This window comes from Marisediminicola antarctica (assembly GCF_009930795.1).
Taxonomy (GTDB): Bacteria; Actinomycetota; Actinomycetes; order Actinomycetales; family Microbacteriaceae; genus Marisediminicola; species Marisediminicola antarctica.
This window is the reverse complement of sequence record NZ_CP017146.1, coordinates 764,763-777,889: the sequence shown is the minus strand read 5'-3', so window position 1 is coordinate 777,889 and position 13,127 is coordinate 764,763. Positions and strand designations below refer to the sequence as shown.

The 13,127-nt window shown below is 67.4% G+C and carries 11 protein-coding genes and 1 pseudogene; 6 read left to right on the top strand and 6 right to left on the bottom strand.

Features of this window, described 5'->3' with window-relative positions; genetic code table 11:
* Positions 1-1,447: 1,447 nt before the first annotated feature.
* The 3 genes from BHD05_RS16070 to BHD05_RS03635 form a co-directional block, all read right to left on the bottom strand.
* Positions 1,448-4,318, bottom strand: a complete 2,871-nt coding sequence (locus BHD05_RS16070; RefSeq protein WP_269467587.1) for a M43 family zinc metalloprotease — start codon at positions 4,316-4,318, stop codon at positions 1,448-1,450.
* Between the two features lie 25 nt (positions 4,319-4,343).
* Complete coding sequence (locus BHD05_RS03640; RefSeq protein ID WP_161885226.1) at positions 4,344-4,643, bottom strand: hypothetical protein; 300 nt, start codon at positions 4,641-4,643, stop codon at positions 4,344-4,346.
* Positions 4,644-4,848: 205 nt separating this feature from the next.
* Positions 4,849-5,157 carry a helix-turn-helix transcriptional regulator gene (locus tag BHD05_RS03635; RefSeq protein ID WP_161885225.1) on the bottom strand — a complete coding sequence of 103 codons (309 nt, stop codon included), beginning with the start codon at positions 5,155-5,157 and terminating at the stop codon, positions 4,849-4,851.
* 107 nt (positions 5,158-5,264) lie between these two features.
* Here BHD05_RS03635 and BHD05_RS03630 point away from each other — a divergent pair, with 107 nt between their 5' ends.
* The 4 genes from BHD05_RS03630 (at position 5,265) to BHD05_RS03615 (ending at position 10,532) form a co-directional block, all read left to right on the top strand.
* On the top strand, positions 5,265-6,779 hold the full coding sequence (locus tag BHD05_RS03630; RefSeq protein WP_161885224.1) for a proton-conducting transporter transmembrane domain-containing protein: 1,515 nt from the start codon (positions 5,265-5,267) through the stop codon (positions 6,777-6,779).
* A complete protein-coding gene (locus BHD05_RS03625; protein WP_161885223.1) occupies positions 6,776-9,211 on the top strand; it encodes a DUF2309 domain-containing protein in 2,436 nt (811 codons plus the stop codon). Before BHD05_RS03630 ends, BHD05_RS03625 begins: the two co-directional genes overlap by 4 nt.
* On the top strand, positions 9,208-9,525 hold the full coding sequence (locus tag BHD05_RS03620; RefSeq protein WP_236966632.1) for a DUF190 domain-containing protein: 318 nt from the start codon (positions 9,208-9,210) through the stop codon (positions 9,523-9,525). The genes BHD05_RS03625 and BHD05_RS03620 overlap by 4 nt, the downstream gene beginning before the upstream one ends.
* Before the next feature lie 122 nt (positions 9,526-9,647).
* Positions 9,648-10,532 (top strand): EamA family transporter, encoded by an 885-nt coding sequence (locus BHD05_RS03615; RefSeq protein WP_161885222.1) that lies wholly within the window; start codon positions 9,648-9,650, stop codon positions 10,530-10,532.
* Positions 10,533-10,670: 138 nt separating this feature from the next.
* Here the strand turns inward: BHD05_RS03615 and BHD05_RS03610 are convergent, their stop codons facing one another.
* Positions 10,671-11,135: a methyltransferase family protein gene (locus tag BHD05_RS03610; RefSeq protein WP_161885221.1), complete on the bottom strand. Its 465-nt coding sequence runs from the start codon at positions 11,133-11,135 to the stop codon at positions 10,671-10,673.
* Positions 11,136-11,365: 230 nt separating this feature from the next.
* On the opposite strand from BHD05_RS03610, the gene BHD05_RS03605 reads away from it, so the two are divergent.
* Positions 11,366-11,707 carry a hypothetical protein gene (locus BHD05_RS03605; protein ID WP_161885220.1) on the top strand — a complete coding sequence of 114 codons (342 nt, stop codon included), beginning with the start codon at positions 11,366-11,368 and terminating at the stop codon, positions 11,705-11,707.
* 32 nt (positions 11,708-11,739) lie between these two features.
* Here BHD05_RS03605 and BHD05_RS03600 read toward each other — a convergent pair.
* Positions 11,740-11,868: pseudogene (locus BHD05_RS03600) on the bottom strand (neutral zinc metallopeptidase); the annotation flags it as partial.
* Positions 11,869-12,246: 378 nt separating this feature from the next.
* Here BHD05_RS03600 and trxA point away from each other — a divergent pair.
* A complete protein-coding gene (gene trxA / locus BHD05_RS03595; protein ID WP_161885219.1) occupies positions 12,247-12,627 on the top strand; it encodes a thioredoxin in 381 nt (126 codons plus the stop codon).
* Here the strand turns inward: trxA and BHD05_RS03590 are convergent, their stop codons facing one another.
* Entirely contained in the window at positions 12,628-13,083 is a 456-nt protein-coding gene (locus tag BHD05_RS03590) for a MarR family winged helix-turn-helix transcriptional regulator (protein ID WP_202614284.1), read from the bottom strand.
* Positions 13,084-13,127 lie beyond the last annotated feature (44 nt).

Sequence of the window (13,127 nt, the reverse complement as noted above, 5' to 3'; positions counted from 1 at the left end):
GGGGTCTACTTCCTGACCTTCTTGAACCCGTTTCCGAGACAACCCGCTATGCCCTTACCGTCAGGTCGGCCCCCAGTTACAGGCTATGTCGCCCGCTGATCAAGCCATCCTCGAAGGGGAACGTTCATCGAAGCGGGTGGGAAACTCGATACATGGAGAATCCGTGGGGGGAGATCGATTTCGTGTTCCGAAGTGGCACTGCAGAGGATGCGGCGGCTTGCGTTTCGCTTTGGGTCGCGGCGTGCCTTGCTCGGGATGGTGAAGCGGTCGATGGAGTGGCCGAGCGAGCTCGACTGAAGTTCGACAATTCAGAATGTTGGATCGTGGCCGAGGACGCAGCCGCTGGGCTCATCGGGTTTGTACTCGCCACTAAACCGGGTTCGGGTCTGGCCAGTGATCCACCCGACTCGCCTGTCATCGGCCTGCTCGCTGTCGCTCCTGGTGCTCAGGGACGATGGGCTCGGCGGCGCACTTCTTACTGGAGCAACAGTCGAGCTTGCTGGGCATGGCCATGAGCGCTCTGTCCTTCATGTTCTTGCCGATCACCACGGTGCCGTGCACCTTTACGAGAAGTACGGCTGGCGACCGCTGGGAGAGCCATACCCGCATTCTCTGTTGGGACGTCCGTCGCAGACGTATGTGCTGGACCTAGATCTTCCGGGTGTCCGGTAGACGGATGATCAGCGGACACATCCCCGCCCTAACAGGGATCGAGCTCGCTGCTATTCGGGAGATCGCCGTTTAGGTGCCCCGACATTAAGCCCGATGACCGAGCGTCTTACGAACGATCTCGAGGGTGTTGCTCCGCTCTCCCGGCCTCGCGCAATCCTAGGAAGACGACGGCTCGGAGGCTCGGCAAGAGCGCAATGCTCTGCCGCCACACGGGACTGAGGGAGGCTTCTCGCAACTACGTATCGTGGGTTTGCCGCTGACCTTCCTGGGTAACAGTCAGCGGCGAGGCAGCAGACCCGATCGATGTTGTCGGAGCCGCTTGACTTTGTTGAAAGGCTATTTCACGAGGGCCCGGTCCCGTGCCGGCCGGTTTGGCGGGCGAAGAACTGACAGCCTTCGGTTCGGTCGACGTCACGGGACTATGCAGTCAGTTCTGTTATGTTTTGCTTCTCCGTTCCCACCCGCTGCCCACAACCGAGGCACACCCGCAGTCACTTTAGTGTGGCCGCTGGCACTCAAATATCCCGAGAGTACAGGGATCTGTCGCTCCTCTGGCTTGCCAACGGGCGTCTGATGGCGACTGAAAATCGTGAGGTCACGGGATCGACGCCCGTCGGAGCCACCAACTAAACCCTCGCTCAGCGGGGGTTTTTTCGTTTCCCCGCGCCACGTAGCCTCGCGCGGCGCCGTGCGCCAGTCCCCGATCTGGGGCGGACCCACAACTGGGGGCACGGTCATGCGCCCGCAGCCTCCGGCACCGCGGCGTGCGGCAGGATCATTCGCCGTGTTCGCGGTCGTGCCGGGACAGGCACGCGGCGATCGCCTGGGGTACGGGCTGCCCGGTGCGGTCGCTGGCGAACAGGTACTCCCCTCCCGGGTTCACCTCGAGGAACACGTGCTCGCCGTCGGGCGTCACCCGGAAGTCGGATGCCCCATAGGCCAGGCCGAGCCGATCGTGCAGGGCAAGCAGCGCCGCCGCCACCTCGTCCGGCAGCTCGTATGTACTGAATTTCGCCGACCCGATGCCGGGGCGGTAGTCAGTGCGGTACTCCGGCTCCGAGAGGATCGCGGCGGCGAAGATCTCGTGTTCGACGACGATGACCCGCAAGTCGAGGTCGGCCGGCACAAATTCCTGGAAGGTGACCGGCGCGTACCGCACATCGTCGAGCCGCGCCCGGTCGTCGGCCGTGACGACGGCGGTGGACCGCGGCGCCTCCGCGATGTTGCGAAACGCCTTGCGAATGACGCCTCCCTCGTCGCGGGCGGAAATGAACTCGAGAGCTGCGGCCGGGTCGTTGGTAATGAGGGTCTCCGGAACCGCCAGCCCCACCGCGCGGGCGACCTGCAGTTGGCGGATTTTACGCTGGCCGGCCTCATCGCCGGCGGGCGGGTTCATCCAGAAGCACTCCATCGCGTGCCACAGGCCGGTCAGCGCCTCCGTGCTCTCCGACCACGCGAACAGACGACTCGTGGAATCCGTCAGCGCGGGATCCAGCCCGATCGGCCGCACACGCCGATACCAGACCGCACCGATCTGCTCGAGGGGAATCTCCGCCTGCCCGTGGGGCGTGAACGATATCCGGTCGGCCGAGGCCCCAAAGCGCGCGTCCAGACGCGTGCGGTGTGGAAAGTCGGCAATGTCGAAGACGACCGTCGGTCGGTCGAGGTGCTCGAGCACCCGCTCGACGTGGGCGTTGTCGGGAAAGCTGACGATGAGGATCATTGCGCCCTCCCCCGCATCGCGCGCGCGCGCCTGGCGCGGCCCGCCGCGGGAGGGCGGATGCTCCCCCCCGCGGCGGGCCTGGCGTCGGCCCGCCCAGCCGAGCAGCGCAATGATCTGCGCGTACACGCTGGCGAGTTGCTGCCAGCGCGCAACGTCCGCCGGCGACAACTGCCCGGCCGCCGCCGCGCTGCTGTACTCGGCCAGCATCCCCCCGAGCTGCTCGGCAATCACCGCGAGCGGGGAGACCTCCTCGGGCTGGCCCGCGCCATACTCCGTCTCATCCCGGCCGCCGATCACGAACGGTGTCGCGCCACCGCCGAACGCACCGCCGAACCCGCCGCCGCCGATCGCCGGGTTGATCAGCGGTCCGGGGTCGATCGGTCCGATCTCCCCGCCGAGCTCTTTGACCGGATCGCGCAGCTGCTTGGGGATGTCGTCGACGAACTCTTTGATGCCGTCCTTCGGGGTGTCCTTGATGGCATCCTTCTGGAGGTCCTTTACCCCCTCTTTGCGCGGGTCCTTCACCGGGTCCTTGGCGAAGTCCTTCAACATGTCCTTGCCGAAGTCCTTCGGGCTGTCTTTGGCGAGGTCCTTCGGTCGGTCCTTGATCAGGTCCTTCGGGCGATCCTTGATGAAATCCTTCGGGCGGTCCTTCACGCCGTCCTTCGGGGCGTCCTTCACGCCGTCCTTCGGGGCGTCCTTGATCAGATCCTTGGGGCTGTCCTTCACGACATCCTTCGGCTTGTCCTTCACTCCATCCTTCTGGAAGTCCTTCACCCCGTCCTTCGGGAAGTCCTTCACCCCATCTTTCGGGATGTCCTTGGCGACATCCTTCGGAATGTCCTTCGCGCCGTCCTTCTGGAAGTCCTTGATACCGTCCTTCGGAAGGTCCTTGATGACGTCTTTCGGAAGGTCCTTCGGCAGGTCCTTCACGAACTCCTTGATCGGCTTCCCTGCGCACGGACCGCTGATGCCGATGCTCGACCGTGGTCCGTCCAGCGCCGCCTGCATGCGATCGACCTGTCCCGCGGTGAACATGACCATCGCGGGGTCGTCGGTGTAGTCCATGTAGTTCATAAACAGGTCACCGTTGGGGCCGTTCGAGCACGACGACGACGGGAAGGTGGGCGCGCCGTAGTTCGGTCCGCCCTGGTTCGGGGTGTCGGCCACGAAGTCACTGCCGGAGCATCCGGTTCCGTCGTCGCCCCAGATGTGGCGGAGGTTGAGCCAGTGGCCGATCTCGTGCGTCGTCGTGCGGCCGAGGTTGAATGGGGCGGCGGCGGTGCCGGTGGTGCCGAACCCGCTGTGGATGACGACGACTCCGTCGGTGGCGGTGGGGCCTCCCGGGAACTGGGCATAGCCCAGTAGCGACTGTCCCGACCCGCTGCGCAGGTTGCCGCAGACCCAGAGGTTGAGGTACCGGTCGGACGGCCACGCATCCGCCCCGCCCGTCGCCGCGGACTTCACGTTGTCCGTGTCCGAGTTAAACGGGGTGGTGGTGGTCGAGGTGCGGGTGATCCCGTCGGTCGGTTTGCCATCGGGGTCGGTGGTCGCGAGTTTGAAGGTCACCCTCGCATCGCCGATCAGGCCCTGGAAGGCCGTCGGAGTGGATGCCTTGTCGGCGTTCGTCGCCCGGAAATCGGCGTTCAGGGCGCTGATCTGGCTGGCGATCTGGGCGTCGGAGATGTTCTCGGTGGAGTTGCGGTAGACGACGTGCACGACCACGGGGATCTCGGTGCAGCCGGTGCGCAGCGCGACCTGGGCGTCGAGCACACGGGCGGTGCGGTTCTCGATCTCCGCCCTGGATTCGGCGTAGCCCTCGACGGTGCGCAGCAGTCTCTCGTTGACCTCGCCCGTAGCGCAACTGCGATGTAGTGGCGCCTCGTCGCCCTCGATTTCGGCTTTCTCGGCTTTGGTGACCATTTTGGTGCTCTCCTTCGGTGCGGAGTTAGTGCGGACGCAACTCCAAGTGGCTCGAGTCCGCGGCCAACACGCCGTACGTCGCAGACCCGCCGGGGCTGCGGATGGTGAGAACGGTGCCGTCGATTCTCCAGCTGCCGTCGCCGGTCACGCCCCGGTCATCCGGGCCCGGTTGCCCGGTGATCGCGCTGCCGTCGGCTCGCAGAGTGAACGACATCCGTCCGCGTGATGGCGGGAATTCGTACTCCTCAGAGCGGAATACCTGAACCCCGTCGCGATCTTCCTCGTGGGAGTTGATCCACGTTCCGACGAACTCATCTTTCGTCACGGGAACCTCCTCGTCGCGCCCCGCCAAGCGGGTCGGGTTGATCCTCACATACCCCTTCCCACAGGGTCAAGGGTCAAGAATTTGGCGCGCCCGCTATCGACGAAGCCGACCGATTCCTGGCCGGAACCGCCTTACCCGCGCGGCAAACTCGGCACAGTCGCGGCGCGTCGCGCGATGCCTCGCGGCAGCACTCGGCCCACCCGGCTCACTCGTCGGTGCTGGCCGCCACGGTGCCCTCGGATGGCCGGGCGAAGATCGCCAACAGCTCCCCCACCCGATGGTTGATGTCTAACGGGTGTCGCAACGGCATCGCCGTGTGCAATCGGTAACTGTTGCGACGACCCTCGCGCTCGCGCTCCAGGTAGCCAGCCTCTTCGAGTTCTGTGACGATCCGCTGCGCGGCGCGCTCCGTGATCCCGACTTGAAGCGCCACGTCGCGCAGCCGCACGTTGGGATTCTCCGCCACACACATCAGCACGTGTGCATGGTTGGTGAGAAACGTCCATTGGGCCATCGGTGCAGCCTAGCCGTCACAGGCCATCAGACTCAGCACAGCGTATTCACGCTCTGCAATACCTGCTATGTTTTTCGTGTATTGAGTTTCACGAAAATGAGGTGTGTGTGGACAACTGGTTCCTGGTGGCGTCCGTCGTCGCGTTGCCCTTCGTCGCCGCCCTGTCATCGGCGGTCGGAAGTCGCGCCGGGATCGACCGGGACGTGCTGGCTCGAGTCGCGTGCACGCTCGTCGGAGTCGGATTCGTCGCGTCAGTGGCCGCCGGGTGGCTCGTTCTTGGCCCGCAGCCCGGTGTCGACGCGGGCGCCGGCGCGGTCCGGCTCGACCCGCTCGCGGTTCTCCTGGCGATCGTCGTGTTGGGGCTGAGCGGGCTCATCCAGTCCTTCGCTGTGCGCTACCTCCGGGGCGACATCCGTCAGGGCTGGTTCGTCACGATGGCGAATCTGCTCACCGGCTTCACGGTGTTGCTGGTGTGCGCCGGCTCTGTGCTCACCTTTGCCGCCGCGTGGGTTGCCGCGGGCGCGGCACTGGTGCTGCTTCTGGCCACCTACCCGTCAGCTCCACTCGCCCGGGCCGGCGTGCGGCGCACCGCCGTGCAGCTGTCGATCGGCGACACTGCCGTTCTGCTGGCCGTTGCGGTCATCACCGTCACCGCCGGCGGGGACGTGCCGTTGGATCGTCTGGGATCCCTCATGGCCACACTGCCCGAGACGGTGCAGATTGTGGTGGCGCTCCTGCTCGTCACCGGAGCGCTTGCGCGATCCAGCCAGATCCCGTTTCACACGTGGCTGCCGAGCACCCTCTCGGCACCCACCCCGGTTTCGGCCCTGATGCATGCCGGCGTGGTGAATGCCGGGGCGATTCTGCTGATCCGATTCGGGCCGGCGATCACGCTGCACCAGTCCGTGATGACGGTCATCTTCCTTGCGGGGGCGGCAACCCTTGTGTACGCCTCGGCCGTGCGCATGGTGAAACCCGATGTGAAGGGCCGCCTGGTGTTTTCGACCATGGCACAGATGGGGTTCATGGTGATGGCGTGCGGCCTCGGTGCGTTCGCCGCGGCGATTTTCCACCTGATCGCCCATTCCCTGTTCAAGTCCACTTTGTTCCTCGGCGCAGGAATGGGTGTGCGCACGCACGCCGCGTCCCGGGATCTTCCCGTGCGCCTGCCCACCCGGAAGCGGGTGGTGGTGGCGGCCGTGGCCGGTTCCGTGCTGCTCACCCTCGCCGCGCTGGTCGCAGCGCAGGCGACGATCAACCCCGGGGTGTCCCCCGCGAGCGTCGGGCTGCTGCTCTTCGTTGCCGTCACCGGAATCGTGACACTGGCGGTTGGGCTTGCGACTAACTTCTCTCCCCTGACGGTCGGCCTGGGCGTGCTGTCGATCGTCGGGATCGGGTTCGGCTACACCGCGTTCCTCGCCCTCTTCGCCTCGGCGCTCGACGCGCAGGCATCCGTCGCGGCGGCTCCCGTGTGGATGCTGGTCCTGCCGGCTCTGGGTCTCGCCGCTGTCGGACTGCTGACCCGTACCGGGCGGAGGTGGGGTGGCCTTCGCGACCGCCTGTACAGCCGCGCCCTCGCCTCCTCGCTCTCCCCCACATCCGCCTCGAAAGGAACACTGTGAGCCTCCTGCTCCGCGTCGCCGTTGCGTCCGCCGCCCACGACATCGTGCCCGCCTGGCCACTGGACTCCTTCATCGCCGTCAATCCGCTGGCTGGCAGCGAATCGCTGCCCTTCGAGTCCGCGCAGTCGCTCGGTGCGCTCACGCGGCATCGGACGGACTACGTGGCCGACCGCAAGCGGGGCCGGATCCTGCTGACGGATCTCGAGGCGGCGGTCCGCCTGCGGATCCCCGAGCTGACGGGCACGGTGACGATCGGCGGCAGCACGCTGCCCGCCGCTCGCCTGGCCGCGCTGGAGCTGGAGCAGGACCAGTCGCACGCCACAGCCGCGGGCCCCCGCGCCCCGACGCTGAGTCGCCTGGACGAGATCACCAGCCGGTGGGTCGCGGCCTATCTGGCGCCTGATTCCCCGTGGCCGATGCCCCACAAGGATCGCGGGCTCTACCCCGCGTGGCGCACCCTCATCGGCCACGACCCCTCTCTGGCACCGGGAGAGCGGCGTCGCCTCCGCGGCCTGCCGGAGGACCCGGATGCTGGGCTGGCGTGGGCGCTGGAGCAGCTCGGAGTCGAGGCGGATGATGTGCAGCGGGTCCTCGCGCGCGAACTGCACCAGCTGCCCGGGTGGGCCAGCCACATCAAGTGGCGCGCCGAGAAGGTCGGCGATATCGACCTCACATCCTTTCTGGCAGTGCGGTTCGGAACCCGGCACGCCTTGCAGATCCCGCCTTCGCTCGACTCAACCCCGCACGAGCACAACCCGGCCGCCGAATTGCGCGGGCGAGCCGAACTACTGGCCGGCCACCTCGTGGTCGAGAACGTCACGCCCGCAGACACATCGACGGTGTCCCGGGTACTGGCCGCGCACCCGACCCGGGACCATCTGTTCACCTGGCAGCTCGCCTACGAGTTGAACTACCGACGCCGCCTCCTGTCGTCGCTGTCGACCGAGCCGGCACCCACCGAACGCCCACAGATCCAGGTCGTCATGTGCATCGACCCTCGGTCCGAGGGCGCTCGTCGGCACCTCGAAACGGCGTCGACCATCGAGACCTTCGGCTTCGCCGGATTCTTCGGCGTTCCGATCCGGTTCGTCCGCCACAGCGGGAAGGGCGCCATCAATTCCCTGCCGGCCCTCCTCACACCGCGCCACACCGTCACCGAGGCTCCCCACGACCACGCCACGGCAACCAGACGGGTTGCCGCCGCGCGCCGACGCGACGCCGTGCACGCAGCGCTGCACGCGGGGGAATCGGGCACCGCGACATCCTTCGCGTTCGCCGAGACGGCCGGGTGGTTCTACGGACTGACGAGCGTGCTTCGAACGTTCGCCCCCGGCCTGTTGGCGCGGATCAGGGAAGCGCAGCTCGCCGACAACGCGCTCGAGTCGAGCGTCACCGTCGCCGATGCCTTCACCCTCGAAGAGAGAGCGGTGCTGGCCGAGGCATCCCTGCGGATGATGGGAATGGCGCGGTTCGGCCAGCTCGTGGTGCTGGCCGGGCACGGATCGGACAGCCGCAACAACCTCTACCAGTCCGCCTTGGACTGTGGTGCGTGCGGCGGCAACCCTGGGGCAGCGAACGCTCGTGCGGCCGCCCTCATCTTCAACGACGCCGGCGTGCGCGAGCTGCTCGACGCCCGCGGCATCCGAATCCCGAACGACACGGTGTTCGTCGCGGCCGAGCACAACACCGTCACCGACGCGATCACACTGCTCGACACCCACTCCCTGCCCGCCTCACACCGCGCTCTGGCGGACGACTTCATCCGGCAGCAGATCCCCGCGGCAGACCGCCTGGTTCGCGAACGCGCCCGCGACCTGCCAGGGGCGTCCCCGCGTCACTCGGCGACGCGCCTGCGCCGAAGGGCCCACGACTGGGCCGAGGTCTACCCGGAGCTCGGGCTGGCCGGCAACGCGGCGATGATCATCGGTCCGCGTGAGCTGACCCGCGGAGTGGACCTGTCCCGCCGCGTCTTCCTTCACTCCTATCTGCCGGAGCTCGACCCGGACGGCACGGGACTGGAGACGATCCTGACGGCGCCGGTCGTCGTTGCCCAGTGGATCAACCACCAGTACTACTTCTCGAGCATCAATCCCGACCTCCACGGAGCGGGTACCAAGACGGTCCACAATGCCATCGGCACGATCGGCGTGATCACGGGTCAGGGCGGAGACCTACGGCGCGGCCTTCCCTGGCAGTCCGTCGGCGTCGGCACTGCCCTCCTGCACGAGCCGCTGAGACTGGCCGTCATCGTCCAGGCGCCCCTCGACACCATCGGCCAGATCATCTCCCGCAACCAGGTGCTGCGCGACCTGTTCGACAACGAGTGGATCACCATCACCGCTCGCGGGCGGACCACCGACCCGTGGATGCAGTACACCCGCTATGGCTGGCACACGGCACCCCTGCCGCCAGCAGAAGGAGCACAGCAGTGAACAACCTCACCAAGATGACGAGAATCGAGATCGTCGTATCGGCCCGCGAGGCGCCGGCCATCCGCGACCTGATCACGTCGGCCGGAGCCACCGGATACACGGCGGTCTCGGGCGTCTCCGGCATCGGACATCACGGCCAGCACTCGGGCGCGTTGCTGTTCAACGAGTACGACACGCTCACGATGCTGATCACCGTGTTGCCCCCCGACAAGGCCGGCGACCTTATCGATGCGGTGCGCGCGATGCTGCACAGCTCGAGCGGAGTGATGTTCGTCGCCGACACCTACGTCAGCAGGCCCGAATACTTCCGGTGACGATTCACCGGCCAGGCGACGCCGCCGCGGGCCGCGAGCCCGCCCGAAACGCGGTCGACTCACCCACTGGATAGTGTGGGCGCTCAGCCCGCCTGAGTGGCGGCGACAGCGGAAGGGACCGGATGCTCACCGCGATCCTCGGGCTCGGCACCGCCGTCTTCTTCGGCGCCGCGGACTTCCTCGGCGGGCTCGCAGCGGGTCGAATCCTCGCGATCCGGGCATCCGCACTGAGCGCTCTCGCCGGGCTCATCGTGCTCACCGCGGCGCTGCCGCTCTTCGGTGGCACCTGGTCGGCTGGAGCGCTCTTCTGGGGAGTCATCGTGGGAGTCGTCGCAGCCTGCACCGTCGCGCTGCTCTACGCGAGCCTCGCGATCGGGCCGATGAGCATCCTCGCGCCGCTCCTGGCCGTGGTCGCGGCGATCGTTCCGGTCGTCTACGGACTCGCGAGCGGCGAGCAGCTCGCCCTCACCGGCTATGCGGGAGTCGTGGTCGCCCTCGCCGCGGTGGTGCTGGTCGGCTTCGTGCCGCACAAGGAGGCCGTGCACCCACGGGCCAGTGGCATCGTGCTCGCGATCCTCGCCGGAGCGTGCATGGGCACCGGCATCATCGTGCTCGACAACACTCCGGACGACTCCGGCATCCTGCCCCTCGTCGTCGGCCGCGTCGTCGCGGTGACCGTGCTGCTCGCCGCCGTCGCCGTGGTGGCCGCCCGGGGTCCGCGCCGTGCGAGCGGGTGGCGGGGCGGCTGGCGGGACGGCTGGCGGGACGGCTGGGTCGGGGGCATCCGCTTGGGCCTGACCGGCGGGCTGCTCGCCGCTACCGCGGACGTCTTCATGCTGACCGGCGTGCGCGTTGGCGACGTGTCGATCATCGGGGTTCTCGCGGCGCTATGCTCGGCGGTCACGGTCGTGCTCGCGGCGCTGGTCCTGCGCGAGCGGCTCGCTCCCCCGCAGGTGGTCGGCCTCGTGCTTGCGGTCGCCGCGGCGGGATTGTTCGCGATCGGCTGACCGCGTGCGGTGGGCTGACCGCGTGCGATGGGCTGACCGCGTGCGATGGGCTGACCGCGTGCGATGGGCTGACCGTTTGTGATCGGCTGACCGCGTGCGATGGGCTGACCGTTTGTGATCGGCTGACCGCGCCACCTTCTACTGGCGGAGTTTCCCGATGCCCGGAACGAACCGGCCGACGTCGGCGGCGTACTCGCGATAGTCCGGATGCTCGTCGAGCAGCATCCGCTCCTCCCACCGCGACTTGATCGCGAGCAGCAGGAACAGCCCGAGCCAGAGCACGAGGTGCCAGGCCGAACCACCCAACAGCACGAGGCCGATGCCGCCCAGCAGGAGGCCGGTGTAGATCGGATGCCGCACCCACCCGTAGAGCCCGCCCGTGACGAGCGGCGCCCGGTCGCGCGGGATCGGGCTCGCGGTCAGGGCCGGGCCGAGGCCGAGCACGCCGAGAATGGCGATCACCAGTCCGGCGATGCCGAGCAGGATGCCGACCGTCAGAACGGCGGGCGAGAGGGGCCAGAGCGTTCCGTTGGGGATGAGCACGAGCGCGGCGATGAGGAGCAGTTGCACGGCAACGAGCCCGGCGGCGAGCGAGCGCTTCATGGGTCGAGGCTACGCCCTCGCGTCCCCGTGCCCGTGCCCGTGGTCGCGCCCGTGGCCGCGCCGTCCGCGCCGTCCGCGCCGTCCGCGCCGCACCCGTGCCGAATGAAGGTAGTCCCACGTATACACCGCACGACAGTGCACGACACCGCACTTCGCTGCGTGGGCACAGTCTGCGCGCCGCGCAGCAAGCGGTGACAGACTGGGGGTTCCCACAGGCAAAGGAGACACCCGTGCCAGATTCCGCCACCACACCGTCGACCGAAGGGTCCGTCGCGACGGCGCGCAAGCCGAAGCGCCACTTCGACCTCGCCGAAACCGACGCCGCCGCTGCCGCCTCCGCGCGCGACGACGCGCCGAGCGCGATCCGTGCGACGACCAAGCCGGTCGCCGTCGCACCCGAGGCCGCTCCGCTCACCCCGGCTGTCGTGGCACGCAAGCCCGTCGCGATGATCCCGCTGGTCGCCGCATCCGCACCGTCCGACAAGGCATCCGACAGCACATCCGACAGCACCGAAGCCAGCGGTGAGGACAAGGCCGAGGGCGGATGCTGCGGAGGCGGCTGTTGCTCCTGAGCCCGGCGGGCCGCTGACCCGCGGCACCCCCTCTACAGCTGCTCGGCGCTCACCGCGAAGGTATCGCAGGCGCCGGGCCCGCTGTCGTACCCGGTCATGAACCACCTCTGGCGCTGCTCGCTCGAGCCGTGCGTCCAGGTCTCGGGGTTGACCCCACCGCCGGTCTATTTTCATCATTCAGGAGCCGGGCCCACCCAACCACTTTCATCATTCAGGAGCCGGGCCAGCCCGGCTTCGGCTCTCACGCATGAATTTGCCGACTCAGGGGCGAATACCCGCGTGGGGCGCGGTGGCACGCCAGATGATTGCGTCAGCAACCGGCATCCGCCCACCAACTCCTGAATTATGAAAGCCCAGAACCGGCCTGGACCAACTCCGGCAGACCCCAACTCCTGAATGATGAAAGCCCAGTCAGACGCTTGGGATCACCTCGGGCCCGCCCAACTCCTGAATGATGCACGAGCAGCCGGGGAAGATTTGACCGGCCGTTGACGTTGTTGTGGACTAGACAACCCATCATCCACAGAAATGAGGACCCCATGGCCACCGTCGAACTGACAAACGATGTATTCGAGAAGACCGTCACGAGCCCCGGCATCACCCTTGTCGACTTCTGGGCAGACTGGTGCGGGCCCTGCAAGGCCTTCGCCCCGATCTACGACGCTGCGAGCGAGCAGCACTCCGACGTGACCTTCGCGAAGGTCGATACCGAGGCCGAGCAGGCCCTCGCCGGCGCCGCAGGGATCACCTCGATCCCCACGCTCATGGCATTCCGCGACGGCGTGCTCGTCTTCTCCCAGCCCGGAGCGCTCCCCGCCCCGGCACTCGAGCAGGTCATCACCGCCGTGAAGGAGCTCGACATGGACGTTGTCCACGCCGAGATCGCCAAGCAGCGCGGGGCTTCCGAGAGCACCGAGTAGCTACCAGCGCCTCGCTGGCGACGCCGCGATAATCTCGAGCAGTGCCCGCCTGAGTTCTTTGGTCTCAGGCGCCGGCGGAAACATGTTCGCCTCGAGATGCTGCGCCGTCGTCCAGATGGAACTCCCCGCGGGAGTGCGCGTGACCACTCGTCGACGCGCATCCCGCGGCGATTGCACTCGCACGATGTAACCATCGGTCTCGAGCTGCTCGAGGGTGCGGGACAGGTTCTGGTTGTTGACGCGCGCTCGACGAGCGAGTTCGGTCTGGCTCATCGGCCCCTCGCCCAGATGGTGCAGGGCCACGAGGCCGGTGTGGCTGAGCCCGAGGTTCTCGAGGGACTCGTACCACGCGTTTTCGACGAGCCGCGCAGCCGTAGAGAGAAGTCGGCCGGTGGGCCACGATTCAATGTCGGCGGCCCCGAAGACCTTGGCCTGCGTTGATGTTCTATCGTTCACTGTGCTCTCCCTCACAGGATCGTCACCGGACTACCCTCAATTCT